The sequence below is a fragment of the Mycobacterium sp. 2YAF39 genome (genome assembly GCF_052114565.1).
In the GTDB taxonomy this organism is placed as follows: Bacteria; Actinomycetota; Actinomycetes; order Mycobacteriales; family Mycobacteriaceae; genus Mycobacterium.
Genome location: NZ_JBFREZ010000001.1, coordinates 505118 through 529770, shown reverse-complemented (window position 1 = coordinate 529770; position 24653 = coordinate 505118). Strand labels below are relative to the sequence as shown.

Annotated in this window: 25 protein-coding genes; 15 read left to right on the top strand and 10 right to left on the bottom strand. The window is 65.8% G+C overall.

Annotated features, from left to right (window positions below):
- Window positions 1–3: 3 nt before the first annotated feature.
- Complete coding sequence (locus AB4Z42_RS02640; protein ID WP_442007553.1) at window positions 4–435, bottom strand: hypothetical protein; 432 nt, start codon at window positions 433–435, stop codon at window positions 4–6.
- A gap of 123 nt (window positions 436–558) precedes the next feature.
- Between AB4Z42_RS02640 and AB4Z42_RS02635 the strand changes: the two genes are divergently transcribed.
- Window positions 559–2094: an MFS transporter gene (locus AB4Z42_RS02635; RefSeq protein ID WP_442007552.1), complete on the top strand. Its 1536-nt coding sequence runs from the start codon at window positions 559–561 to the stop codon at window positions 2092–2094.
- A 19-nt stretch (window positions 2095–2113) separates the two neighbouring features.
- Here AB4Z42_RS02635 and AB4Z42_RS02630 read toward each other — a convergent pair whose 3' ends face one another.
- Window positions 2114–2974 (bottom strand): transglutaminase-like domain-containing protein, encoded by an 861-nt coding sequence (locus AB4Z42_RS02630; RefSeq protein ID WP_442007551.1) that lies wholly within the window; start codon window positions 2972–2974, stop codon window positions 2114–2116.
- 127 nt (window positions 2975–3101) lie between these two features.
- Entirely contained in the window at window positions 3102–3317 is a 216-nt protein-coding gene (locus AB4Z42_RS02625; RefSeq protein ID WP_442007550.1) for a DUF3072 domain-containing protein, read from the bottom strand.
- Between the two features lie 287 nt (window positions 3318–3604).
- On the opposite strand from AB4Z42_RS02625, the gene AB4Z42_RS02620 reads away from it, so the two are divergent.
- The 5 genes from AB4Z42_RS02620 to AB4Z42_RS02600 all read left to right on the top strand — a co-directional run bounded on the left by AB4Z42_RS02620 (window position 3605) and on the right by AB4Z42_RS02600 (window position 10058).
- On the top strand, window positions 3605–3928 hold the full coding sequence (locus AB4Z42_RS02620) for a WXG100 family type VII secretion target (protein WP_442007549.1): 324 nt from the start codon (window positions 3605–3607) through the stop codon (window positions 3926–3928).
- 3 nt (window positions 3929–3931) lie between these two features.
- The gene (locus AB4Z42_RS02615) at window positions 3932–6217 is read left to right on the top strand and encodes a TPR repeat region-containing protein (RefSeq protein WP_442007548.1); all 2286 of its coding nucleotides are present in this window, start codon (window positions 3932–3934) and stop codon (window positions 6215–6217) included.
- A 134-nt stretch (window positions 6218–6351) separates the two neighbouring features.
- Complete coding sequence (gene asnB / locus AB4Z42_RS02610; protein WP_442007547.1) at window positions 6352–8268, top strand: asparagine synthase (glutamine-hydrolyzing); 1917 nt, start codon at window positions 6352–6354, stop codon at window positions 8266–8268.
- 51 nt (window positions 8269–8319) lie between these two features.
- The gene (locus tag AB4Z42_RS02605) at window positions 8320–9864 is read left to right on the top strand and encodes a Na+/H+ antiporter (RefSeq protein WP_442007546.1); all 1545 of its coding nucleotides are present in this window, start codon (window positions 8320–8322) and stop codon (window positions 9862–9864) included.
- Window positions 9865–9905: 41 nt separating this feature from the next.
- The gene (locus AB4Z42_RS02600) at window positions 9906–10058 is read left to right on the top strand and encodes a hypothetical protein (protein ID WP_442007545.1); all 153 of its coding nucleotides are present in this window, start codon (window positions 9906–9908) and stop codon (window positions 10056–10058) included.
- Between the two features lies 1 nt (window position 10059).
- On the opposite strand, the gene AB4Z42_RS02595 is transcribed toward AB4Z42_RS02600, so the two are convergent.
- On the bottom strand, window positions 10060–11013 hold the full coding sequence (locus tag AB4Z42_RS02595; protein WP_442007544.1) for a PP2C family protein-serine/threonine phosphatase: 954 nt from the start codon (window positions 11011–11013) through the stop codon (window positions 10060–10062).
- A gap of 161 nt (window positions 11014–11174) precedes the next feature.
- On the opposite strand from AB4Z42_RS02595, the gene AB4Z42_RS02590 reads away from it, so the two are divergent.
- The 8 genes from AB4Z42_RS02590 (at window position 11175) to AB4Z42_RS02555 (ending at window position 17935) form a co-directional block, all read left to right on the top strand.
- Entirely contained in the window at window positions 11175–11927 is a 753-nt protein-coding gene (locus AB4Z42_RS02590) for a phosphatase PAP2 family protein (RefSeq protein ID WP_442007543.1), read from the top strand.
- Window positions 11928–11994: 67 nt separating this feature from the next.
- On the top strand, window positions 11995–12708 hold the full coding sequence (locus AB4Z42_RS02585; RefSeq protein ID WP_442007542.1) for a phosphatase PAP2 family protein: 714 nt from the start codon (window positions 11995–11997) through the stop codon (window positions 12706–12708).
- Window positions 12708–13601, top strand: coding sequence for a diacylglycerol/lipid kinase family protein (locus AB4Z42_RS02580; protein ID WP_442007541.1), 894 nt, complete (start codon window positions 12708–12710; stop codon window positions 13599–13601). The genes AB4Z42_RS02585 and AB4Z42_RS02580 overlap by 1 nt, the downstream gene beginning before the upstream one ends.
- Before the next feature lie 18 nt (window positions 13602–13619).
- Window positions 13620–14651 (top strand): YihY/virulence factor BrkB family protein, encoded by a 1032-nt coding sequence (locus AB4Z42_RS02575; RefSeq protein WP_442007540.1) that lies wholly within the window; start codon window positions 13620–13622, stop codon window positions 14649–14651.
- Window positions 14652–14710: 59 nt separating this feature from the next.
- Entirely contained in the window at window positions 14711–15325 is a 615-nt protein-coding gene (locus AB4Z42_RS02570) for a dihydrofolate reductase family protein (RefSeq protein ID WP_442007539.1), read from the top strand.
- 96 nt (window positions 15326–15421) lie between these two features.
- Window positions 15422–15739, top strand: coding sequence for an ESX-1 secretion-associated protein (locus AB4Z42_RS02565; protein ID WP_442007538.1), 318 nt, complete (start codon window positions 15422–15424; stop codon window positions 15737–15739).
- 9 nt (window positions 15740–15748) lie between these two features.
- Complete coding sequence (locus AB4Z42_RS02560; RefSeq protein WP_442007537.1) at window positions 15749–17092, top strand: hypothetical protein; 1344 nt, start codon at window positions 15749–15751, stop codon at window positions 17090–17092.
- A 447-nt stretch (window positions 17093–17539) separates the two neighbouring features.
- Window positions 17540–17935, top strand: coding sequence for a hypothetical protein (locus AB4Z42_RS02555; RefSeq protein ID WP_442007536.1), 396 nt, complete (start codon window positions 17540–17542; stop codon window positions 17933–17935).
- Between the two features lie 238 nt (window positions 17936–18173).
- Here AB4Z42_RS02555 and AB4Z42_RS02550 read toward each other — a convergent pair whose 3' ends face one another.
- On the bottom strand, window positions 18174–18728 hold the full coding sequence (locus tag AB4Z42_RS02550; protein WP_442007535.1) for a TetR/AcrR family transcriptional regulator: 555 nt from the start codon (window positions 18726–18728) through the stop codon (window positions 18174–18176).
- Between the two features lie 98 nt (window positions 18729–18826).
- Between AB4Z42_RS02550 and AB4Z42_RS02545 the strand changes: the two genes are divergently transcribed.
- The gene (locus tag AB4Z42_RS02545) at window positions 18827–19207 is read left to right on the top strand and encodes a hypothetical protein (protein WP_442007534.1); all 381 of its coding nucleotides are present in this window, start codon (window positions 18827–18829) and stop codon (window positions 19205–19207) included.
- A 12-nt stretch (window positions 19208–19219) separates the two neighbouring features.
- Here the strand turns inward: AB4Z42_RS02545 and AB4Z42_RS02540 are convergent, their stop codons facing one another.
- From AB4Z42_RS02540 to AB4Z42_RS02520, 5 genes are read right to left on the bottom strand one after another with little or no spacing between them, the layout of a single operon-like run.
- Window positions 19220–20371 carry a serine hydrolase domain-containing protein gene (locus AB4Z42_RS02540; RefSeq protein WP_442007533.1) on the bottom strand — a complete coding sequence of 384 codons (1152 nt, stop codon included), beginning with the start codon at window positions 20369–20371 and terminating at the stop codon, window positions 19220–19222.
- Window positions 20361–20711: a hypothetical protein gene (locus AB4Z42_RS02535; RefSeq protein ID WP_442007532.1), complete on the bottom strand. Its 351-nt coding sequence runs from the start codon at window positions 20709–20711 to the stop codon at window positions 20361–20363. The genes AB4Z42_RS02540 and AB4Z42_RS02535 overlap by 11 nt, the downstream gene beginning before the upstream one ends.
- Window positions 20704–21531, bottom strand: a complete 828-nt coding sequence (locus tag AB4Z42_RS02530; RefSeq protein WP_442007531.1) for a slipin family protein — start codon at window positions 21529–21531, stop codon at window positions 20704–20706. Before AB4Z42_RS02530 ends, AB4Z42_RS02535 begins: the two co-directional genes overlap by 8 nt.
- Complete coding sequence (locus tag AB4Z42_RS02525; RefSeq protein ID WP_442007530.1) at window positions 21531–22163, bottom strand: hypothetical protein; 633 nt, start codon at window positions 22161–22163, stop codon at window positions 21531–21533. Before AB4Z42_RS02525 ends, AB4Z42_RS02530 begins: the two co-directional genes overlap by 1 nt.
- Window positions 22160–24568: a nitric-oxide reductase large subunit gene (locus tag AB4Z42_RS02520; RefSeq protein WP_442007529.1), complete on the bottom strand. Its 2409-nt coding sequence runs from the start codon at window positions 24566–24568 to the stop codon at window positions 22160–22162. Before AB4Z42_RS02520 ends, AB4Z42_RS02525 begins: the two co-directional genes overlap by 4 nt.
- Window positions 24569–24653: the final 85 nt, after the last annotated feature.

Sequence of the window (24653 nt, the reverse complement as noted above, 5' to 3'; positions counted from 1 at the left end):
CACTCAGTAGGGCGTGACGACGTTTCCATCGATGGAGACGTTCATACCGTGGTCGTTGCCGACCCTCGACAGGCGCGTTCCTTCGGTTGTCAACAGCGCGACCCATCGATGGCTGGGGTACGGGAGGCCGTTGGCCATCGCGATCGTTGAGGCGTTGGACGGCCCGATACCGGCCTCGTCCCAACTGAACTTGCCGTCGGCGTCCACGGACGCGGTGGGCCAGTGGCCGCCGCCTTGACTCACCGGAGCGGCGGGAAAACCACCCGGCCGTTCGCAGGCAGCCCTTTCCGCACTGACCACGCAGCGCACGCCGCTGGTGGTCAGGAAGTACTGAAGCGTCGGGTAGACATCCAGGTCGGCCGAGGCCGACGGGGTGATTCCAGCCGTCACGGCCATCGCCACCATGCCGATGACCGCAGCCGATTGTCGTGTCATGGAATCCCCTTATCGCGGACGGTTGACAACCACCTAGGTGATTGTGCGTCTTCCGACGGTCACCCACATACGAATTACCCGGGTAAGCCATACGCTTAGGCAGACGCCAGTAGCATCCAGCGCGTGCCGACCGATCCACCTGCGCAAACCAGCGATCGCCACGTCTCGGGGCTGGCCGCCGCGATGACCGTGGTGGCGATGGGGATCGGTTATGGCATCGCCATCGGCGACCCGACCACGCTGTCGGCCAATCTGCAGGTCGTCGCCGCCGGTCTGAATATCACGGGCAGCACGTCCACGTTCGTCGCCAGCCTGGCCACGCTGACCATGGCCGCGACGGTGCTCAGCGCCGGCGCACTCGGCGATCTGTACGGCATGCGCCGCCTGTACCTGCTCGGACTGTTGGGCGTGATCGTGTTCAGCTCACTCGCAGCGGCCGCGCCGACAGCGGCGGTGCTGATCATCGCCCGCGCAGGCGTCGGCGTGGCATTCGCGTTCCTGATCGGGTTGTCGCTGGCGCTCACCAACGCCGTGTTCCCACCGAAACGACGGGCCGCGGCGATCGCGGCCTACTTCGGCGTCGGTTACGCCATCGCGACTCCGATGCCGGCGATCAGCGGTGCGCTGGGTCACGCCATCGGTTGGCGCGCATGCTTTTTCGTCGTCCCGCTCATTGCCGTCCTCGGGTTGGCCATCACGTGGCGCTATGTGCCCGAAACGGTGCGCGCCACACGTCATCTCGACCTGCCCGGCCTTTTTCTGTTCGCCGTCGCGCTGCTGGGTCTCATCTTCGGCACGTCGCGCATGGAGACCGGGATCGACATCACGGGCATTGTGTCCGTCGCGCTGGGCATCGTGGCCGCGGCCGGATTCGTGATCCGAGAACTGCACACCCCGGACCCGGCACTGGACATGCGGGTGTTCCGCTCCGGCCGGTTCAATGCCGCGGTGACCGCCGGAGTGATGTTCAACATCGTGCTGGGCGGCTCGATGGTGCTGCTGGCCTTCTACCTCGTGACGATCCGCAAGGAATCCCACGAGCTGTTCGGCTTCCTGCTCATCCCCGCGACGGCGATGGCCGCACTGGCCGCGACGGCCGCGGGCCCGGCCACCAACCGGTTCGGCGCCCGCAACGTCATGATCAGCGGGCTGTTCATCATGCTGACCGGCCTGCTGGTGCTGCGGTTCTTCGACCTGAACACCACGCGCACAGTCGTTTTCGTCACCGCCGCGCTCATGGTCGTCGGCGGTGCGCTCGTCACGACACCGCAGGCGACGATTATGATGAGCAGCGCACCCGACGATCTGGGCGGCGCGGTATCAGCGGTCAAGAGCGCGGTCAACGAGGGCGGCTACTCACTGGGCCCGGCCCTTTTCGCGCTCGTCGGGATCAATCTGTTCCTCACCGACAGCGTGCATGACCTGTCGCGGTCCGGCATCAGCCGCACGGAGACGCGCGAAGCGCTGGTGACGGCGCACGGCGGCCAGCAGGCCCACCTCGTCAACCCTGAACAGGCGCGCCTGGTGGTCGAACAGGCGCCGCACAACGCGATCGACGCGATTCACACGCTGAGTCTGGTGATGGCCGTCGGGCCGATCATGGCGATCGTGCTAGCGCTGTGGCTCATAAAGCCGAACGCCACTCACTCGTCGGAGTAGTCGCGCATTCCGTTCGGCGTCAGTGCAGCGAGACCAGGTCGTGCACGGAATCATGAGGCAGCGGGCCGTCGACGACGGCAGTGACCTCCATATTCTTCAGCGTGATCGCGCCCTTGAAGTTGTCGAGGAACGCGGTGTCGGCGGCGTCGCGCCCGGTGGAGATGCGCACCATGGACTGCCGCGGCGACAGACAGGTCGCATCGACAACGCGCCAAGCGCCGTCGACGTAGGCCTCGGCGACGGCATGGAAGTCCATCGGATCACAACCCGGGGCGTAGACCGCGACCAGGCGGGCGGGCACGTTGACGGCGCGCAGCAGTGCGACCACCAGATGGGCGTAATCGCGGCAGACGCCTGCCCCGGCGAGCAGGGTGTCCACCGCGCCGTCGATCGGATCGCTGGATCCCGGCACGTAATTCAGTCGGGTGCCCACCCACGAAGACACCTTCTCGAGCAGGGTCTCCGAATCGACGTACTGCTCGAATTCCGTTGCGGCGAAACCGAAGAACTTGTCCGCTTCGGCATAGCGGCTGGGCCACAGATAGGTGATGAGGTCGATGTCGCGCACAGGGGCAGGATCGGCCTGCCCCAGGATCGTCGCCCGATAGGAGGCGGTGAAGGTGCCCTCGGGCGCGGCGAAACGGTGGATGCGGTTGCCGTGTTGGCCGATGATCTCGTCGGGGGTGACGACCTTGCCATTGGACGTGAAGGTGAGCGACTCGGTTTGGCTCGCACCGGGATGCTCGGCGACAGCGATTTGAAACGCGAGCGTGGTCGGCGAGGTGACGTCCACTTCGATCTCGGCCCCGACGTCGCGCTTGAGCTCTGTCGTCGGGGGGTCTTCGGGCGCCGCATCCTGTGGTCGTCGCCAAAGAGCCATCGGGCACCGCTTCCGTAGAAAGTTCCAAAGTGATCGCCGCAGATGTCGACGGCGGTCTGCTGAACCGTGCACGCGGATGAGTGCCAACCCTAGTGGTCCTGGCCGCAACCGGCAGAGCTGTCAGTCGCTACCCGGTGCCGCGACCGGTCTGCTGCTGCAACTCGTCGATGATCTCGGAGGCCTGCGCCTTGGTCAGGTCGTCGGGAATGTCGCGCCCGGCCTCCTGCGCGAGGGTGTTCAGATAGCTGCGCTGAGGCCCTGTCATCGGCTCGTCTCCGGTCACCCAGTCGGATGTGTCTTTCTCGGCGTTCTGCATCGGGGCCTGTTGAGTGTCGTTGGTCATGCCCCCGGTATTGCCGTCGCACATGTGTTCGAAACCTCGTATCTTCCGACCACCCCAGCAAACCCAAAATATCGTCCCTGAAGGGTCGAACAGCGTGCAAATGCCGCGCCCAGCCGCCCACGATGCCGAAAGTGCTCCCGACGACAGCCGTGAGAACTCGCGTCACCAGCATCGATACGCGGACGTGAACCGGCACGCGAAAATTGGCGCACAGGGGGTGTCCCGGAGACTGGTAATGTGACCAGCAAATAAGAATCGTGCGCGGACGAGGGTGGGGGTTGATCTGAGTGGGCAAGGATCTGCGTGTTGATCCGGCCGAGGTGCGGATGGCCGCCGATCATGTCGATGTGGCCGCCGAAGGGCTGAAGTCGGACCACGGCACGGCCCAGGAGCGCATCGGCACCGCGCAGGCGGGCTGGATCGGCACGAGCGGGGACGCGTTGTCCAAGCTGGCGACGAAGTGGGAGCAGGACTCCGCCGCGCACTACACCGACCTCGTCGGGCACGTCGAAGGATTCAAGGCAGCGGCGGCGCAGTATGTCGGAACCGACGATCAAGAGTCAGCCGACATCGACGCCGCCACATCGAATCTGGGCTCCATGGGGCTGTAACCCGTGGGGATAACACTGGCCGACGTTCAGGGTTGGCAACCCGAGCAGATCGACGAGGTGTCCCAGGCGGCAGCACAGCGCGCCCGCACCAGCGGTCAGACCGCGGAGACTCTGCGCAACTTGTCGGTGTTCGGGACGTGGAAGGGCGAAGCCGGCGAGGCCGCGCAACAGGCGATCAACCAATCAGCCACCACGCTGGCCCTGTCCCAGAAGGAGGCGTTCCTCGTCGCGCTGGGCGCGGGGCAAGCCGCCGCCGATGTCCGCAAGGTCAAGAACGACCTGCAGAGCCTCGTGGACTACGCGAACGCCGCACCGGCGGTCCAACTCGACCTGGCCTCCAATTCCGTGATCCCGCCCGACACGACCGGGATGACCGACGAAGACGTCGAAACGCTGCGGAAGAAGACCGAAGAGATCGAGAACAAGATGGCGGCCGTGCTGGCCGCCGCCGACGAAGCCGACGCAGACCTGGCGCGGGTGCTGACCGCGGCGACCGGTGGCGACCCCGAGCTTCCCGGCGAGCAGGGCACCAACGATGGAACGTCGCTTCAGGACGGGCAGCTCACGCCCGAGGAAATGGCGCGCCTGGAGGAGAACACCAACCTCACGCCCGAGCAGCAGGAGGCGTTGGTGCGCGGCGATCTGGTGTTGCCCGCCAGCCAGATGGAGTACCTCAACAACTTGTCGCGGTCGCTGGATGGCAAGAGCCCGGCCGAGATTCGCTCGATGATCGACCAGATGAACGCCAACGGCCAGAACGGCGGCGCCGTCAGCGACGCGCTGCAGCTGCTGGGCAACGAGAACATCACCACCGCAGGCGAGGCCACCGACGGCGTGCCAACCCAAGGCGGCATGCAGAACCTGCCGTCGGGTATCCGGGAGACGTTCGAGCGTCCGACGCGCGGGCCCGCCGTGCCGACGCCGGGCACCAACGAGCAGGGCAACCCGACCATCGAGATGCCCAACATGGAGAAGCCGTTCCCCGAGATCGACAACTACCGCGACGTCGCGGCGATCGTGTCGGCCGGCGACGCCAACCTGCAGCAGGGCACGGCGATGGATGAAGCCCTTCTGAACAAGTCGGAAGAAATCCTGCACGGCATGCACAGCCCTCCTCACATCCCGTGGGAGGACAACCCTGACATGTCGCAGAGGTACATCGACCCGGCGGTGCAAGACATGTTGTCTGCTGCGGGGCGCGACCAGATGGCCGTGCACGACGAGCTCGCGGGCGCCAACGGGGCGACACCGAACAACGAGTTCATCGGCGATCTGCTCAAACACCAATGGGCCGACGACGGTGCCGCGGCAGGCACCTTGCTCAACGGCACGGGCGCGGTGCCGACCGATCTGACCGACCCCACGCAAATGGCGCAGGCCACCCGCGCCGGCGAAATCATGCACGCCGTCGACCAGTACGTCGGCAACGGCGCCAACGCCGATCAGTTGCTCGACATCCCGGGCACCGAAAACCAGTCGCTGGGCCAGGTCAACCCCGAGCTCACCCAGGCACTCGCGGAGGCCAACAAACCCTTCATCGACGACATGCTCGGCAACAAGCTCGACAGCAGCCAGGGATTCAAACCCCTGGACGACCTGCTGAACCCGGAGATGCCGGTCATGCGTGATCTGTTCGCGGTGATCGACACCAATCCGGAGGCCGCAGGCATCCTCAATGGCCAGGCCTATGCCGACGGCCTGCAATATCAGGCCAACTTCGAACAGTCCGTCATCGACGGCGGCCCCGCCAACGCCGGCGATCTGCATTCGGCGGGCACCCTGAAGGGTGTGATCGACACTGCCGCCAGAATCGCCGACAACGACGCCATCGAGTACGGCAACCTGCAGGACGTGAAGGCCTACGAAAGCCGCGGGCAGTGGTTTGAGATGGCGAAGACCATCGGCGGTGAGATCCCCGGCGTCGATGCCCTGCTGGACTGGAACGGCAAGATGCCCGGTGATCCGCTGCAGCAGATGTTCGTCGGCGATGCGCCCGTGGGCGCGGACCCCGAGCACGTCAGGACGCAGACTGCCGAGTTGATGCAGTACACCGCCGCCCAGCGGTTACTCGAGTCAAACATCGGGAACCCGGATGTCTTCAAGCAATTGGGTCTGATCGATCCCAACACCAACCAATTCCTGCCGCTCACAGCCAATCTCGACAACTTCCGAACCGCGTTCAACAGCTACTTCCTCGGCATCGACCCGACGGTGAAGGCGGCTATCGACAGCTACGCCGACGGTTACCGGTACGCGCTGCCCACCGGTGAGCCGCACACGGGAGGCTGACCGGAAGGTCGGTCGCGCGGTGGGTGCGGCTGGGAATGGTTCGCTAAACCCAGGCGTTTAGCCTCGTTGAGGCGCTACGCCGACTCACAGGTTGGTGCGCGACGATGGCAAAGATGTAGCCGGAGGACACAACGATGTGTGGAATTTTTGGGGCGATGACTCGGGACGGCCTACCGAGTGATCGGTGCGATGAGGCGCTCAAGCGCCTGGAACACCGAGGGCCGGACGGCACCGGCCTGTGGACCTCGCGTGACGGGCAGTGGACGCTCGGGCACACGCGGCTCTCGATCATCGGGCTGAACAACGGCAGCCAGCCGATGACCAGTCCGGACGGCGCGGTGCACATGGTGGTCAACGGCGAGTTCTACGGCTACCGCGAGATCCGCGAGCGTCTGCGGACGCGCGGTTATCGTTTCGCCACCGAGAGCGACAGCGAGATCGCGCTGCACCTGTATCACGAGCGCGGCATACAGGCGGCGACGGAGCTGCGGGGCGAGTTCGCGGTGATCATCGCCGACGAGCGCCAGCGGGCGATGTACGCGATCCGCGACCGCTTCGGCGTCAAGCCGCTGTACTACGCGGTCATACGCGGCGAGGTGTTCTTCGCGTCGGAGATCAAAGCACTGTTGGCGCTCGGTGTGCCGGCGGCGTGGGATCTCGAGGGCGCGACGGGTGGCTTCGGAAGATCGCACGAGATAACGGAATTCGCCGGGATCAGCGCGGTGCCGCCGGGCTGCTACGCGATCGCGCGCGACGGCGAGGTGCGCATCTATCCTTACTGGGACTGGGAGATCCCGACCGCGGAGCAGATGCAGGCCGATACGCGAAGCGAGGCCGAGGTCGTCGACGACTTCCGGGAGGCGCTGCGGGATTCGGTGCGCCAGAGACTGGTCGCCGACGTCGAGGTCGCGTCGTACCTGAGCGGGGGCATCGACTCGTGCGCCGTGCTCGGGATGGCGCAGCAGGAGACGGCTCGGCCGATCCGCGCGTTCACCCTCACGTTCGAGAATCCTTTGTACGACGAGGCCCGTATTGCTGAAGAGCAGGCGAAACTTGTTGGCGCGACGTATCACCCAATTCCGATCGCGGGACGGGAGATCGCCGACTCGTTCGCCGATGCTGTGTGGCATGCCGAGACCCAGATGTTCAACGGCCACGGTGTCGCGAAGTTTCTGCTCAGCCGTGCGGTGCGAGATGCGGGCATCAAGGTGGTGTTCACCGGCGAAGGTTCCGACGAAATGCTGGGCGGTTATCCGTACTTCCGGGTGGACGCACTGAACGACGACCCGACGTTGGGTGCCACAGAGCGAGCGAAGCTCCTCGACGAGATGCTCGGCGCCAATGCGGCGACGCGGGCGTTGATGATGCCGGAGCAGGTCGACAGTCCGGAGATGCAGGCGGTCGAGCGCAGGCTGGGCTGGTTGCCGGCGACGCTCAATGTGGCTGCGGTGCAGACGAATAGCGTGGCGCCCTTGTTCCGCGATGAGCTGTCGGTGTCGGTTCGTGGGTTCCAGCCGCTGGTGTCGGCGCTGGATCGGCTGCCGATTGCGCAGCGCGTCGCGGGCCGCGATCACCTGAATCAGATGCTGTACGTCAACGCCAAAACGATCTTGCCGAACTTCATCCTGAACTATCTGGCCGACCGGATGGAGATGGCGCATTCGATCGAGGGGCGGGTGCCGTTCCTGGATCACCATGTCGCGGAAGCGGCGGCGCGGGTGCCGGTGGGCATGAAGGTGAAGGGAATTCGAGAGAAGCACGTGCTGCGGGAAGCGGCGAAGGATGTGTTGATCCCGGAGGTCTACGACCGGCAGAAGCATCCGTTCACGACGCCGCCGACGCGCAACCCGAACGATCCGATGCTCGAGTTCTATCGGGACACGTTCGCATCGCAGGCCGCGAAGGACCAGCCGATCTACGACATGAAGAGGGTCGGCGAAGCGCTGGATCAGCTGCTGGAGGTTCCGGACGATCAACGCATCGCGGTGGAGGGCGGACTGCAGCGCGCGGCGAGCGTCGTGGTGATGCAAGAAATGTTTTCCATGGGGTGAGGCTGCGCACACGGGAAGGTTCCGGGGCGTGGGACTGGGTAATGAACCCAGGTGGCTGAGCTAACCCTGTTGCTGGTGCTGTTCCTGGCCACTGTCGTGCTCGCACCGCTGGCCGACCGAATCAGCGTGCCGTATCCGGCGATCATGCTGGTGTTCGGCATGGGGTTGGCGCTGTTGCCTTTTGTGCACGTACCAGCGCTCGATGCGAGCCTGCTGCTGCCGCTGATCCTGCCGCCGCTGCTATTCGCCGCGGCACGGCGAACCTCGTGGCGGGAGTTTCTGGACAACCGGCGCGCGATCGGCCTACTCGCGGTGGCGTTGGTGGCGGTGACGGCGTTCGTCGTCGGCGGGGTGCTGCAGGCGTTGGTGCCGGGCTTGCCTTTGATCGCGGCGGTGGCGATCGGCGCCGCGGTGGCACCGCCCGATCCGGTGGCGGCGACGGCGATCGCGCGGAAACTGCGTCTGCCGCGTCGGCTGCGCACGATTCTCGAGGGCGAGGGCTTGTCGAACGACGCGACATCCCTGGTCCTGTACGAGGTGGCGGTCGCGGCGGCGATGACGGGGGCCTTCTCGCCGGCGAAGGCCGGCATGCAATTGGCTTTGGCGACCGTTGTCGGCGTACTGGTGGGACTCGCGGTCGCGTTGATGGCGCGGTGGCTGTTGAACAAGTTGCCTGCACATCCGTCGGGCAGCGCGTTCGTGCTGTTGACGCCATTCGTCGCCTATGTCGCATCGGATGCGGCGCACGGCAGCGGTGTGGTGGCGGTGGTGACGTTGGCGCTGTCGCTGAGTCGGTACAGCGATAAGGAGTCGGCGCAGACGCGAGCCGTGTCGATGACGATGTGGGAGATCGTCGAATTGTTGGTGACGGGTGCGGCTTTCGCGTTCGTCGGTTTGGAGTTGCGCGCGATCGCTTTGGAAGTCGACGAGCCGGTGGGCAGCCTGCTCACGCAGGCCGCGATCGTCACCGCGGTGGTGATCGTTGTCAGGTTCGTCTGGATCTTCCCGGTCGCGACGATCGACGAACGGGTCCGTCGACGGCGAAATCAGACCGGGGAACCGGTGGGGTGGCGCGAGATGACGGTGTCGTCGTGGGCGGGGATGCGCGGTGTGGTCACACTGATCGCGGCGATGGCCTTGCCGCCGAACTTTCCCGAACGGGAGCGGCTGGTCTTCATCGCATTCGTGGTGGTGGCGGCAACCCTTCTGCTGCAAGGGCTTACGTTGCCGTTGTTGGTGCGACGACTGAAGGTGACCGCGTCAGGTGACGACGAAGAGGATCTGGCGCAGGACCTGATGCGGCAGGCGCAGGAGGCGGGCCAGCGACGGCTGGACGAATTGCGGGAGGACGACAGCATCGACTCCGACGTCATCGACCACGTCGAGGAGGGCGCGGAGCGGATGTGGCGCGCGATGGGGCGGGCAGACTCGGACGACGGTAGTGAACGAGCGGACGAGATCCGCGCCGTCAAGGATGCGATGCTGACGGCGGCGCGCGAGGAGGTTCTCAGCGCACGTTCACGTTCGGGAACGGATCCGACGGTCGTCGACGATGTGCTGCGCCGGCTGGACGTACGAGGCATTCAGGTCGAGTAGACGCATGGTTCGACCATCGCCGACGGGGTAGTCCTGACAGCATGACCAATCGCGGTATGGCTGACGACTCTTCGGAACAAGTGCCCGGCCAGCAACCAGGCGAGAGCTCGCGCGACGACACCGCCGACGACGGACCGAGCGCGGCCGAGGGCCTCGGCCAAGGCCCGCACGCCGGTGAAGGCGATTCAGGTTAAGTCAAAACTGCTGTTGCTCAACGGAAGCCATGGCGCCTCCGACCGGGATGACGATCACCGTGATGTTGTCGTGGCCGCCGGCCCTCAAGGCGTAGTCGACCAGCGCGCGGGCGGCCTCGGTCGGTGCGGTTCCGTGGCAGACGTTCGCGATGTCGGCGGCCTCGGGCAGGTAGTTGTGCAGGCCGTCTGAGCACAGCACCACGACGCCGCGGTCGGTGGTGGTCATCGTGCGCACGGCCGACTCGTCGAACAACGGCGGTTCGGCATCGGCGCCGAACCACCGCGTCAGGGTGTGCGCACCTCGCTCCACGGCGGGCGAGTCGGCCGGTATGCCCCCGGAGATCAGTTCCTGCGCAAGGGTGTTGTCGACCGTGAGACATTGCGGCTGCGCGGGCGGATCGGGCAGCCAGTACACCCTGCTGTCGCCGACGTTGGCGACGGCGATAAGTACCTCGCCGGCGGTCAACGGCACGACGACCGCAGCCGTATAGGTACATGACGACGCCCGAGTCAATTCGTCACCGCTTGACTCGACTTCCGCCGCCGCCTTCGCCCCGTCGGAGAGTCCGGCCATCATCACCGATGTCAGGTCGGCTGACGCGGCGAGCGCGTCCATCATGGCGTCGACGCCGGCGACAGACGCGGCGCGCGCAGCGTTCTGACCTTCAGACGAGGTGGATACGCCGTCGCACACGACTGCCGCAATCGCGGACTCCCCCGGTGCCAGGGTTCCTGCTGCGGCGGCGTCTTCGTTGCGCGTGTGCTGGATTCCCCGATCGGTGATCAGCACGACCGCGTCGAGATGGTCCTCGTCGCGATCGGGCTCAGTGCCGCCTGGAGCGTGCCGGGGCACGGCGACGCGGCGGATCGCCGGAGAGCCGCAGTCCTCACAGAGCATTCCCGCCGAGGTGACACCCGCCCCGCACTGCGTGCATGTCGACACTGCGCTCCTCATACCCTCGTCGTTTCGTCCGCCAGCGTGCGATAACAGACTCCCATCCGCGTGCGAATCCACGCTGCGGACACTCGGCACCGGGACAGATTCGGTTCGTCACCTCGCCGATGAGTTTGTCGAAAACGGTGTGCCAACCCCGCGGCCGGGGAACACAAGACGGCATGCCTCGGAAGCTGTGGGGGCCTGTCCACCACCACCTTTCCGCCGCCGATGAGCGATTCGGGTTGCGGCTCGGCGCAGGTCTGGTCGGCACGTTCGTGGCAGCAGTGACTTTCACCCTCCTCCTGTTGCTTGTCCGTGCGGGCTGGATGCCGTTGCGCGTCGTCGACACCGGCACCGCACAGGCATTCAGGCGGATCGACACCGCGCATCCCGAACTGGTCAAAACAGCCGAGGTCCTCAGCCGCGTCTTCGACCCAAACGTGTTCCGTGTCGTGCTGACGCTGATCGCGTTCACGTACCTGATTCGCGGCGAACGCCGTCATGCAGCATGGCTTCTCACCACCGTGTTCGGAGGCGCCGCGCTAGGAGTCGTGCTGAAGGTGCTCGTCGGCAGAGCCCGTCCGGCGCTGCCCGATCCGGTCTCGACGGCGGGGGGATCGTCGTTCCCGTCCGGCCATGCGCTCGGCGCGTCGATCGGCTGCTGCCTGTTGCTTCTGCTCACGCTTCGCTTCCTGTCGCCCCGCGGCCGCATCGCGGCGATCATGACGGCCGCTGTGGTCGTCGGCGCTGTCGCTCTTGCCCGGGTGGTGCTCGGCGTCCATTTCGTCAGCGACGTGTTGGCCGGAATCATGCTCGGCATCGCCTGGGTCGCCGTGACGACCTGGGCCTACGTGGCATGGCGGCGCGAGACCGGGCAGCCGGTCTTGGGCCCAGCTGACGTCGGTAGCGCCGAACAGCCATCGCCGCGGTAGCGCTGAGCTCGCTCCCTTGGATATTGACCCGAGAGTAAACGAGCACGTGAATGGGTACTTCGCTGTAATGCGTTCGCTAGGTGTGGGCGGCGTTCTACGGGATGTTCGGTGGCTTGTCGTCCCGGCACTCTGCCTTGCCGCATTGATGGTCCTGCTGGGGTATTTCGTCACCGGCGTGCTTCCGTCGAGTGCCATCGGCCGATGGGACGCGGACGTGCCGCGGCGGCTCGTGGAGTACCGCCAGCAAGACGGCGTATCGGAGAGCAAAATCATTACGACGTTGTCGGCCACCCCGACGATCATCGTTCTCACAGCGCTGGCCGCGGCGGGGTTCCGCTTGGCGTTCGGCCGCTGGCGTGAGTCACTGGTGGTCATCTACGCGGTGGTGGGTGAGACCGCCATCTTCATGACGACGACACTTTTCATCGACCGCCCGCGGCCGCTTGTCACGCATTTGGACGTCGCGCCGCCGACATCGTCGTTCCCGTCGGGCCACACCGCTGCGGCCGTGTGCTTCTACGGCTCGGTCGCCGCGATCGTAGCCTGGCACAGCCGAAAGCGGTGGGTCGCGGTGCTCGCCGTAATCGTCTGCGCGGCAGTCCCATTGACGATCGCGATTAGTCGCGTGTACCGCGGCATGCACTACCCGACCGACGTCCTCGCGGGCGCGCTCCTCGGGGCGATCTGGTTGAGCGTCGTGATCTTCTGTGTGCGTACTCGTGACGCCGGCCGCCGCCGAGAGGGTGCCGTCGACGCTGAGAGCAGGCTGGTGAACGGGTGATGCGTGCAGCGATCATCGTCAATCCGGCGAAGTCGGACGTGACCGAAACGCGCGAGCAGATCGACACGACCCTGGCGGCCGCCGGCTGGTCGCCGTCCGTGTGGCTGGAAACGACGCCGGAGGATCCGGGCCGTGGCATGGCGGAGGCCGCGGTCGGGGCGGGTGCCCAGCTCGTCGTGATATGCGGCGGCGACGGCACCGTGATGGCGTGCCTCGGCGCACTGTCGGGCACTGACCTGCCCGTTGCGATCATTCCGGTAGGCAGCGGCAATCTGCTCGCCCGTAATCTCGGGATTCCGCTTGAGCTCGACGACGCGTTGGCAGCCGCCGTCAACGGGGTGGACCGCCGCATCGACCTGGGGCTGGTCGACGACCAGCCGTTCGCGGTGATGGCCGGAATGGGTTTCGACGCGGCGATGATGGCCGACACCACCGAAGGCATGAAGCGATTTGCGGGCTGGCCCGCCTACGTGGTCAGTGCCCTGCGGCACCTGCGGGACCCCATGATGCGTGTGCGGCTGCGCATTGACGGCGGACCGCCGCTGCGCCGGTCTGCGCGCACGGTGCTGGTCGGCAACGTAGGTCAGCTGGAGGGCGCCCTCGAGTTACTGCCCGCCGCCGCGGCCGACGACGGCATGCTCGACGTGGTCATCGTTGCGCCGCAAACACTTCGCGATTGGCTTCGGGTGGCTCTGCGGATCGTGCGCCGGCCGCACACGCGGGATCGTCATCTGGAACGGTTTCGGGGACAAGACATCTCGATCGAGGCGGACCGTCCGGTGCCTCGCCAGATGGACGGCGAGGTCATCGCCGACGGTCACCGCATCGACGTGCGCGTGGCGCCGGGAGCTCTCGTCGTGCGGGTGCCGCAGCCGACGGCGGCGGCCGCATGACGCACTAGGGAGGATTCGATGGGAACCGCGAGTCGCGTGCCGGAGACGATCACCATCGCCGGTGATGAACTCTCCGCCGACGACGCCGTGACGGCCCTGCGGCGATATGGCCGGTGGAACCTGGTCAAGAATTCGTTCATCCGGTTCCGTTACGGCGACGGCTTCTCCCATGCGCGCGCGTTGGCGCTGCAGTTGTGCCTGTCCTTCATCCCGCTGATCATCGCGGCCGTCGGGCTGGCGAGTGCACTGCATCAGGAGAAGATCGGGCAGGTGATCATCCAGACCGTGGCCGGAGTGCTGCCCGGCAAGGACCAGGGCGACATGGTGGAGCAGGCCGCGCAGCGGACTCAGGAGCACGGCGTGGACGGCGGTCAATTCGCGTTGTGGCTAGGTTTGCTCGCCGCGATCGTCGCGTTGACGACGGCGATGGGCCAGATCGAGCGGGGTGCCAACCGCATCTATGGCATCGAACGCGACAGGCCGGCGCTGCGGAAGTACGGTCGGGCACTGTTGATGGCGTTGACCGCCGGCCTGCTGTTGCAGCTGGGTTTCGTCGTCATCATCGCCGGCGATGCCCTCGGCGAGTCGCTTGCAGAGACGTACGGCTTTGGCAGCACGTTCCAGACGCTGTGGACGATCGGCAGCTGGCCGGTCGGAATCGCTCTGGCCTGGGCATCGTTCACCGTCATACTCGAACGCGCGCCGCGCCGGCGGCAGCCCGGGTATTCGTGGCTGGCGTTTGGGTCCGGAGTCTCGCTGGGCTTGTGGCTGCTGTTGACCGGGCTGTTCGCGCTCTATGTCGTCAAGAGCGCCGCGTTCGGCAGCACGTACGGACCCTTGACCGGAATCTTCGCCCTGCTGCTGTGGGCGAACCTGTCCTCGGTCGCGCTCTTCCTCGGTGTCGCGTTCGCCGCGCAGCTCGAGGCGGTACGCGCAGGCGAGTCGGAGCCGACATCCGGGGATCCGCTGGACGCGGACGCGAACTCGGCGCCAACGGATTTCGTCCCAACTGCAGGACACCCGGGCCACCTTGCGTCATCGGCGCCGTAATCGGAACGATCGCGCGCCCTCGCCGATGAGTTTCGTTGGCCCTGGTGGTCTGCTTAAGCATGACGCGAACCAACCTCTCGATGTCGATCTCGGCGGACGGCTATGTGGCGGGGCCCGACCAGAGCGAGGACAACCCTCTCGGCGTGGGCGGAATCAACGTTCACCAGTGGCATATCGGGCCAGCCAGCGATCACCCGGTCAACCGGCAGGTGATGTCGGAGATGCTGGACGGGATGGGCGCAACGATCATGGGCCGCAACATGTTCGGACCCGTCCGCGGCGAGTGGGCCGATTCGGATTGGAAAGGCTGGTGGGGTGACACCCCGCCGTATCACTGCCCGGTCTTCGTCCTCACCCATTACGCGCACGATCCGATCGAAATGGCGGGCGGCACCACCTTCCATTTCGTGACCGACGGAATCGAAGCCGCGTACGCACAATCCCTGGAGGCTGCCGGCGATAGGGACATCTCGATCGCTGGGGGCGCGTCCTGCGCCCGGCAGGCGATCAACGCCGGCATCGTCGACGAGATCGACCTGCAGGTGTCGCCGGCGATCCTCGGTTCTGGCGAGCGCCTGTTCGACGGCTTCGAGGCCGGCGTCCCCGAGCTGGAACTGGTCCGCGTTCTGCACGCTCCCGGGGTGGCCCATCTCCGGTACGCCGTCATCCGGTAAACGAGAGGTCCGTGCGTCATTTTGGTATCCAACACGGCCCGCTGAGGGCGGTACGGTTGGCTATCGGCTGCAGTTTGCTGACAAGGGGGTACGGGGGTGTCGAATCCGAACGAGCCGTTGAATGTCGATCCGACTGAACTGCATGCGGCGGCGGCGGATCAACTCGACGGGCACGCAAGCGAGTTCCTGGCAAGACATGAGACGGCTCTATCGCGGGCGAATCAGACGAACCTGGGGTCGGGCTTGTCGGCTGTCGCGTTGCCGCGGATGTTAACGGCCTGGGAGACGGGCAGCGCTCGCTTCACCAAGCACTTCGCGACGAACGCGGCGGGACACCGCGAAGCGGCGACGCGCTATGTGGCGACGGATACTGCCAGCGCCAACGGGATCGACGACGCGGGTGCTGCGCTGTGAGCTGACGCCGTGGCGTTGAACTTGAGGGAGCTGCGGGAGTGGCCGCCTGAGATCGCGGATCTCGCCGGGTCCACCCGTGAGGCTGCGGCGAACCATACGAACTCGGCTGACTTCTATCGGTCCTTGGCGAACGCCTCCACATGGCAGGGAGACGGCGGAGATGCGGCGCGGGCGGCGATGGTGGCCACCGCCGGCGAGCACGACGGGGTGGCGGAGAACCTCGGCCAAGCCGTCGCCGGTATGGATCAGGCCCAGCTGCAATCCGAGGACGTCGCCCAAAAGATCACGGACATTCTCAATTACGCGGCCGAGGCGCCCGCAGTTGAGATCGATGAGTCGACCAACCAGGTAATCCCGCCGGACACTACGTATTTGGATAACGAGGCAGCGGCGAAGGTCGCGGCGAAGGTCGCCGATTTGCGAGCGCAGATCGCGGCGACCCTTGCCCAGGGCGAAGAAGTGGATGCCGACTTGGCGGCGGCGATTGTCACGGCCACCGGCACTCCAGCTCCCGAGGCGAAGACGCCGTCTTCGGTGGAGGACCTCTTGCTGCCCGGCACTGGCGAGCGGTCGGCACCGCCGACCGAGGACAGCGCATCGCAACCCGACAGCCTCGATAGCGCGTTCAATCAGCTCGCAGGCCAGCCCGCTCCAGCCTCGTCGGGCGCACAGGAGGCCGGTTCTGCGGCACCGGTGCCGTTGGACCGGGCGAAGGTCGAACAGTTCAAAGCGTTAGCCCGACAGACGATGCTTCGCGACGGGGTGCCGCCGGATCAGATCGAAACACGCCTGAACGCGATGGTCGAAGCGGCACGACAACCGCTGAAGCCCTACACCGCATCGGAACCGGAAGAGACGCCGCCACCAGGCTTCGCAGAGGGGTTCGCCGACCGCTGGTTCGACACCGAACAAGGCGTCAAGAACCTCATAGGGCAAGGCGGACCGGGGGCACCGGCTGTGTGGGAGTCCTGGCGTGACTTGATCAAATCCACTAACGACCAGTTCGCCAACCCGGTCGGAACAGCTGTCGATGACGTCAAGATTGCGCTGGACTCGCCGAGCGCGGCCTACTACCTCGGCGGGAAGGCAGCCGACGGTGCCATCGCCGCACCCGGACTCATCTTCGGCGGCGAAAGTGCGCTCGTCGCACGAGCAGGAGCGCTCGACGATCTCGCAGGCTTGGGCGCCCATCCCACATCGTGGACGTGCCTAGTGGACACCACTCGCCTGTCGCCGGGGATCTTCCAACGCCGCTGGCGGGAGAGCATTCAGCACCGGGCGTATGGGATTACTCCGACGCTTACCCGCCTCACGCTCCAGACGTCGCATCCAAGCTCAACGACGCCTTCGTGAATGGACAGCCGACAGTTGAACTTGCCCAGCAAGTCGCAGACCTGTCCACACACCACATGCCGGGTCCGCCCGACACGGGGAATGCGGACCGAGTCGTTCTAGGCAAGTGGGCCGGAACGGATACATCGGCGAAGCGCGGAGCAACGGTGGGATCTACTTCGACACTGGTGACGCAACCTGGAACGCCCTTGGGCACGGGCTCAACGATGAGCAAACGAGAACTGTCACATGGCAGGTGAACGAGCAATTCCTACGCACGCAGCTGGAAAGTGAAGTGCCACGTATCGAATACGTGCTACCTGACGGATTCGACAGCGTCGAACAGGTCGCGGCGGTACAGAGGCGATCATTCTCGGCTCTCGAAATCAATTTCCTCAAAGAAAACGCAGCCGCATATGGTTACAGGCAGCACGGAAACTCATGGGTCTATGAGGGAGGCACGTAGCGATGAGGCCTGGTGAGGTAGACCGTTTTTTGGAGCCAACGCTGCTCAATGCCGGATTCAAACTCGATGAGGTCCAGGAAGCCATTGTTTACGGCAACCGTCCAGCGTGGGCGGTGTACTACCGCGATAATGACTGCAAGGTCCAGGTCTGTTGGTCAGCCCGCGACGGCGGTATCGACTTCATGGTCGCTCCCCTGGATGCACCAAATGAGTTTGGGCTCACCAACAATTCGAAAAAGTGGCACTTCATGCTTCTCCTCAGCGGTGCGCAAGATAACTTGGTGACGCCGGGGTTGGAGGCCGGGGATGACGCGGTATTGCCGTGGCTCAAGGCGCTTTTCGACATACACTTTGAGCCCGCACGCAGGGCGTTGCTACAAAGGGGCACTCTCAATTAAGGCCAACACCGTATGGCCGGGTTCTGCCGCCGGCGGCTCAAGGGCTGCATCCCGGTGGATCTTTCTGTGACGATCATTGGCGCGGTGGAAAGCGGCCTGCAGCGTGTTGTGAGTGTGGTCGTGACGCACGAATTGTTTTCATAATGGAACTGGTGCGCGTCTTGCATGCCCCAGGCGTGGCTCATCTCCGGTACGCCGTCACACCCGGTAAACGAGCGGTCCGCCACGGGCCCGTTGTTCAAGACGATTCAGGTTGCACGATCGGCCAGAAGAGGTCGAACGACCGCTCCTCCCATCCTGCGGCGATCCGACCGGTGCGGGAGCGTTCGGCGATGTATGCACCGACGATGGCGTCGACGAGAGTCGCGCCGTCGACATCGGCGTGAAAGGCCCCGTCGGCCTTCGACTCGTCGACCATGGACTCCAGTTTGGTCCGCTGACGAGAAAGGATGCGGCGGAAGAGCTTGGTGAAGTCGGGGTCGTCGTCGGTGAGCAGGGACGCCAGGCCACCGAAGCCGATCCCGACATCGATGGTCTTGACGGATTCGCGGATGAGCCACCGCAAGCGATCGGGCGCGGGAGCGTCGGCGGCGAGCGGTTCCGGAGTCGTCACCCGCGACAGCGCGGCGGACAGCATGTCGCGGCGGTCGCGATACCTGCGGTAGATCGTGGTCTTGGCGATGCCGGAGCGCGCCGCCACCGCCTCGACCGTTACCGATCGTGGCCCCTTGGAACGCAGGAGCGCCAAGGTGGCGTCGGCGATGCCCTCGTCGACGTTTGGGCGTTGCGCCATGCGGTCCTTTCTCCCCGCGGGGAATAACCGCAGTCGCGGAAACGCTACACTATACGTATCGCTACGATACGCGTAGCGTTGCGACGGAGGTGATCGACATGTTGAAGGCTCTCCGCAGGGTGTCTGCCACGCACGTGGCGTACGTGTGTCTGCTATTGACGTTCGTTGCGCTCGGCACGTTCGTCTACGCACTGGCCGCGGGAAGTCCGATTGCAGGAATTATCGGCGCCGCGCTGATTGTGTTGATGGTCGCGACGGTCGCGGGGTTCCGCATCGGTGCCCGGACGCGAGCGGCGTCCAACGACAGCGGCATGGACATTCCCGGAGAGAACATCTGGGCGCGACCGCTGCGACGTGAGCAGATCGACCGGTATCTGCAGAGCTACCGCGCTGTTCGCGAGAACCATGAGCAACTGCTGCAGGCGGTTGCCGTCCCCTTTGGTACGCCGACGAATCTTGAGGACCGCCGGGCCGCCTGATGATGACTGCGCTCAGGACACCGACGCGGCAAGCTCCGCGTAGACCGCGGCCTCGAAGCCGAGGATCGTCTCGACCATCTTGAGGTCGAAGAACGGCAGCAATTGCGTCCCGATCACGGCGCCGATCCCCGCGGCGCGGTCGATCCAGTAGAAGGTGTTGAACAATCCGGACCAGTCGCCGGAGCCGGCGCTGCGCATGCCTGGCAGATCAATCAGATACACGTGGAACCCGAGTCCCCACCCCTGCGGCACGTCGAGCAACTCGACCGGGTTCGCCAGCTCGGGAACAGTCGACGCCAACTTCTTCGGCAGCGGCGCCCCATCGAGGTGGTCCCGCAGCGCGAGCTCCACCGTCTCCTCTTTGAGGATGCGCCTGCCGTCGAGCTCGCCGCCGTTGACCCACGCGCGCACAAAACGCCCGTAATCCGCGATGGTCCCGTAGGACCCGTGGCCGGCTGCATCCCATTCCTGCTCGACATCGAGGTCAATTTCGGTAGGCGCCAGACTGCCGTCCGGCGCTCTGGAGAGGGTGGGCAACAAGCGCGCGCGCTGCGCGTCGCTCGGGGCGAACGTCGAGTCCGTCATGCCGAGTGGGCCGTAGACGTTCTCTGCGAGATAGTCGCCCAGCGTCTGACCGCTCACGGCCTCGACGACCTGGCCGAGCCAATCGGTGCTCACGCCGTACTCCCAGACCGTGCCGGGATCGTGGACCAGCGGCGCGCTGATGCTCTGCTTCTTCCCCGAAAGCACGTCGGGCCACCCGTAGTCGGTGCAGTACTTGAAGAGCTTCTCGTTGAGGAAGTGGTAGCCGCAGCCAGACGTGTGGTTCATCAGCTGGCGCACGGTCGCCTGCGTCTTGGGCGCGCGTAGGACCGGCTCACCGCCGTCGAATCCGTCGAGCACCTGGAGCTCGCCGAATTCGGGCACGATCGACGCCGCCGTCGCGTCGAGGTCGAGGCGCCCCTCCTCGACGAGCTGCAGCGCCGCGGTGGTCGCGACGGCCTTGGTCATCGATGCGTTGCGGAACATGGTGTCGGGCCCCGCGTCTCCGGCGGCGCCCTCGTAGAGGACACCGTCGCGGTTGACGATCGTGGCAGCGATGCCATGCAGGGACCCATCGGCCGTCACGCCGTTCAGCAGGTCGTCGATTCGCTCAAACGCCATCTGAACCTCCACCGCTCTCGGCCGCGTCCTCCCGATGGAAATGCCGCCAGAGCCGGGCACCGCCGGACAGCGCGACCAGCACCCCGACCCCGCCGATCACGATTCCGATGAACAGCGAGATGAACATCGGGTCGACCGAGTCGCCTATCGCGCCGGCTCCGAAGGAGCCGCCGACCAGGAAGCCCAGGAGTGGCGCCAGCACGCCGACCGCCGATCCCAGCAGTGCCCGCCACATCCCCGGCGGGGTGGGCTCCAGGACTACGGGCCGGCCGACCCCTGGGCCACCGAGATCCTCATCGAGGGACGCGCTGACGGCCGGATCGGGTGTTGCGCTAGTCATCGGATCTCACCCTCCTGAAGTGGGGGACGGCATCGCCGCCACCGCTCGCCTCGTCCTTCGAGGTGGCTCGTCCGGCTTCGAGGAAGGGCCGGATGATGTCCATCGGTATCGGGAACACGACGGTCGAGTTCTGGTCGGCGCCGAGTTCGAGCAGCGTCTGCAGATAGCGCAGCTGCAGCGACGCCGGGCTCTCGCTGAGGGTGATTGCGGCGTCGCGCAATTCCGCCGACGCCTGCAACTCGCCGCGCGCGCTGATCACCTTGGCGCGTCGTTCCCGCTCCGCCTCGGCCTCGCGGGCCATCGCCCGTTGCATCATCTCGGGGATCTCGACGTCCTTGATCTCGACGACCTCGACCTTGACCCCCCACGGTTCAGTCTGGCTCGCGATGGACGCGGCCAGGTCCTCGTTGAGATCGGCGCGGTGGGCCAGCAGCGTGTCGAGTTCGGCACGTCCGACGACTGAACGCAGCGTGGTCTGGGCGATCTGGGAGGTGGCGACCGCGAAGTTCTCCACCGCCATAACGGATTTGGTGGGGTCGGTCACCCGGAACAGCACGACGGCGTTGACGCGCGCGGTGACGTTGTCGCGGGTGATGACCTCCTGGGGCGGGATGGTCAGGGTCACGGTGCGCAGGTCGACACGCACGAGTTTGTCGATGCCGGGCAGCACGACGACGACTCCCGGTCCCAGCGGCCCGCGCAACCGGCCGAGGCGAAAGGCCACCCCGCGTTCGTACTCCTTGACGATGCGCAGCGACGCGATTACCACAGCGACGAGCAGCACGACCAGGAGAACGACGGCCACAGTCCACGGGCCCATCAGGGCGCCTCCCGCCGGTCGGATGCATACGAGCTGCGGCGACGGATCTCAGCTTCAGCCAACCGCTTTCGCTCCTCGATGTTGTCGTCGAGCGACTGGAACACCACGCTGGGCGGCACGGCCGGGGTGCGGCGAAGGTGCGACCACAGCGGCAGCGACACCACTGCGACCGCGAGTGCGCATCCCAGCAGCAACAGCGTCTCCAGCACGGTGGCGACCGCCAGCGCCATGGCCAGCGGCCAGATGACGGCGATAGCACCGACGGCGCAGGCGATCCCGCGGTGAAAGCGTGCGGCCTCCGAGGCGGGCCAGGTGTCGATCGCCCGGCTCACTTCGCGGCCGTCGCTGGAGGTGGTGCAGGTGTGCTTGACCGGGCAGGCGTTGCACACCGTCGGGCTGCCCCGGTAGCGCATGACCCGGTTGTCGGGGTCAAATGACTTGGGCCACAACCACTGATCCTGCGGGCACAACCACGCGTCGTGGTCCTGGTGGTAAACGAACGCACCGGTGCGGTGCTGCTCCACCTTGGCCGCGGCGCGGCGGGCGAACGTGTCGATGCCATAGGCGATCACGACGAGCAGGCCGGCGTATCCGATCGTCAGCCAGGTTTCGATGGCGATGCCCGCGGTCACGGGCTGCCCCCGGGAGTTTCGGAGTCGTCGGGCAACCGACGGTCCGACGCGTAGCGCGACGACCCACCGCCGGCCGTCGCCGCCAGCCCGGTCCGGTCCTCCTCGGCCTCGGCGTGCTCCTCGACGAACAGCGTCTCGGCCGGCATCGTGTGCGTGGTCGCCTTGATGCCGTATCGCACACCGAGCCAGGCGATCCAGACGAACGGCAACACACCGCCAAGGATGAACAGGAAGTCACCGGGCATCCGCAGCCACTCGAGCACGACGTTGCCCGACTGGGTGATGTAGCCCAGCGTGCGCGCTTCGTAGTAGCCGTCGTTGACGGAATGCCACAACTGCAGGACGCCCAGCGGCAGCAGGGTGGCGAACACCATCCACGCCAGACCGATGTTGAGCGACCAGAACGACAGCTTGGCCAGCTTGTCGGGCCATCGCTTCGGCGGGATGATGTAGCGCAGCGCGAACAGCGCCAGACCGACGGCGAGCATCCCGTAGACGCCCATCATCGCGCCGTGTGCATGGTTGGCGGTCAGTGCCGTGCCGATCTGGTAATAGGACACGATCGGCAGGTTGATCAGGAAGCCGAAGATGCCCGCGCCGACGAAGTTCCAGAAGCCCACGGCGACAAGGAACATCACCGCCCAGCGGTGCGGGAACGGTGCGCTGCTGCGCGACTGCTGGCGCGAGCCCAGTTGCAGGAACGTCCACGCCTCGACGGTGAGGAAGGTCAACGGGATGACCTCCATCGCGGAGAAGAACGCGCCGAGGGCCATGTGTTCCACGGGGGTGCCGGAGAAGTACAGGTGGTGCATCGTGCCGATCACGCCGCCCACCGAGTAGAGGATGACGTCGAGGAAGATGAGCTGGATGGCGATCCGGCGGCGCACCACGCCGAGCATCACGAAGATGTAGGCGACCATCACCGTCGTGAACAACTCGAGAAAGTCCTCGACCCACAGGTGCACCACCCAGAATCGCCAGAACTCGGCGACGGTCAGGTGGGTCTGGGTGCCGGCGAGCATGCCGACGGCGTAGAACGCGGGGATGGCCAGGCCGGCATAGAAGAACAGCCACGGCATGTTCAGCTTGCTCTCGGTCTTCAGGCGCGAGCGGATCGCCCGGTAGATGATCGCTATCCACAGGAACAGCCCGATAACGAGCAGGATCTGCCAGAACCGCGGCAGGTCGAGATATTCCCATTGTTGGTCGAAGAAGATGGAGCCCTTCGCCCAGTCGACGCCGAAGGTGCTCAAGGCGGTGCCGGTCAGGGTTCCGGCGACGACAATGAAAAGCGCGCCGAGCAGCCCGTAGCTCAGCCAGGACTGTCGGCGCGGTTCGCGGCCGGAGATGATCGGCGCGAGGAAGATACCGGCGGCCAGGAAGGCCGCCGCGGTCCACAGCAGCGACAGTTGCACGTGCCAGGTCCGCGCCAAGTTGAACGGCAGGACCCGGGCAAGGTCGAAGCCGAAGAAATTGCTCAGCTCGGCGCGGTAGTGCTCGATGGCGCCGCCGAGCACCGCCTGGCCGAGGAAGAGGACGGCCACGACGAGGAAGAACCAGGCCGTGGCTTTTTGCGACGGCGTGATCTCGACCTCGCCGGGTTGGCGGAAGGCCAGCGACGGGGTTTCGGTCGAGTGCCAGCCGATCTTGCGGCTCCACCGACCGTAGAGGGCAAACAGTGCGCCGAGCCCGGCCAGCAGCGCGATCAGTGACATCGCCGACCAGACCAGGATGTCGGCCGTCGGGGTGTTGTTGACGCGCTGTTCGGGCGGCCAGTTGTTGGTGTAGGAGTAGGAGTGTCCCGCGCGCTCGGCCGCGCTGGCCCAGGCGGTCCAGCTGAAAAACGCGGTGAGGTCGTGGATTTCCTGCGGGTCGGTGATGACCTGTGGGATCAGCCCGTGTTCGGTCGAGTCGGTGCCGAAGAAGTCGGCGTAGTAAGCGCGAATCTTGTCGAACGCGGCGACTTGCTCGGCGGTGAATTGCAGTGTGCCGGTTGCCTTGTCGTAGCGGTTGGTCCGCATCATCGTGACGAGGTCGGCCGTCGGGTCGGGCGAGCCGGAGTCGCGCAGTTGCTGGCCGACGTCGACGGCGGACCGCCGCAAGTACTCGGCCGTGTAGTCCGGGCCGAGGTAGCCGCCGTGGCCCATCACCGAGCCGTACTGCTGCAGGCCGCGGCGCAGGAAGATCTGCTGTCCCGCGGTGACCTGTTGTTCGGTGAAGACGGTCTGGCCGTCCGGGCCGACGACGCGCTGCGGCAGCGGCATCGAATCCGAATAGGTGCGCGCGGCCAGGATGCCCATGATCATGAAGCCGAAGACCATGACCAGAGCGACGCCCTGGACCCATCCTTTGGAGATCGCCAACTCGGCTTTTGCCGGAACTGGCAGGAAGGACTGCTCTGTCATTGCCGCACCCCCGGGAGAGTCGCCGTCATAGCGTCGTTCGTCGTGGGAGCGAATCGCCGCCGTGGGCTATCAGTGCTTCTCATCC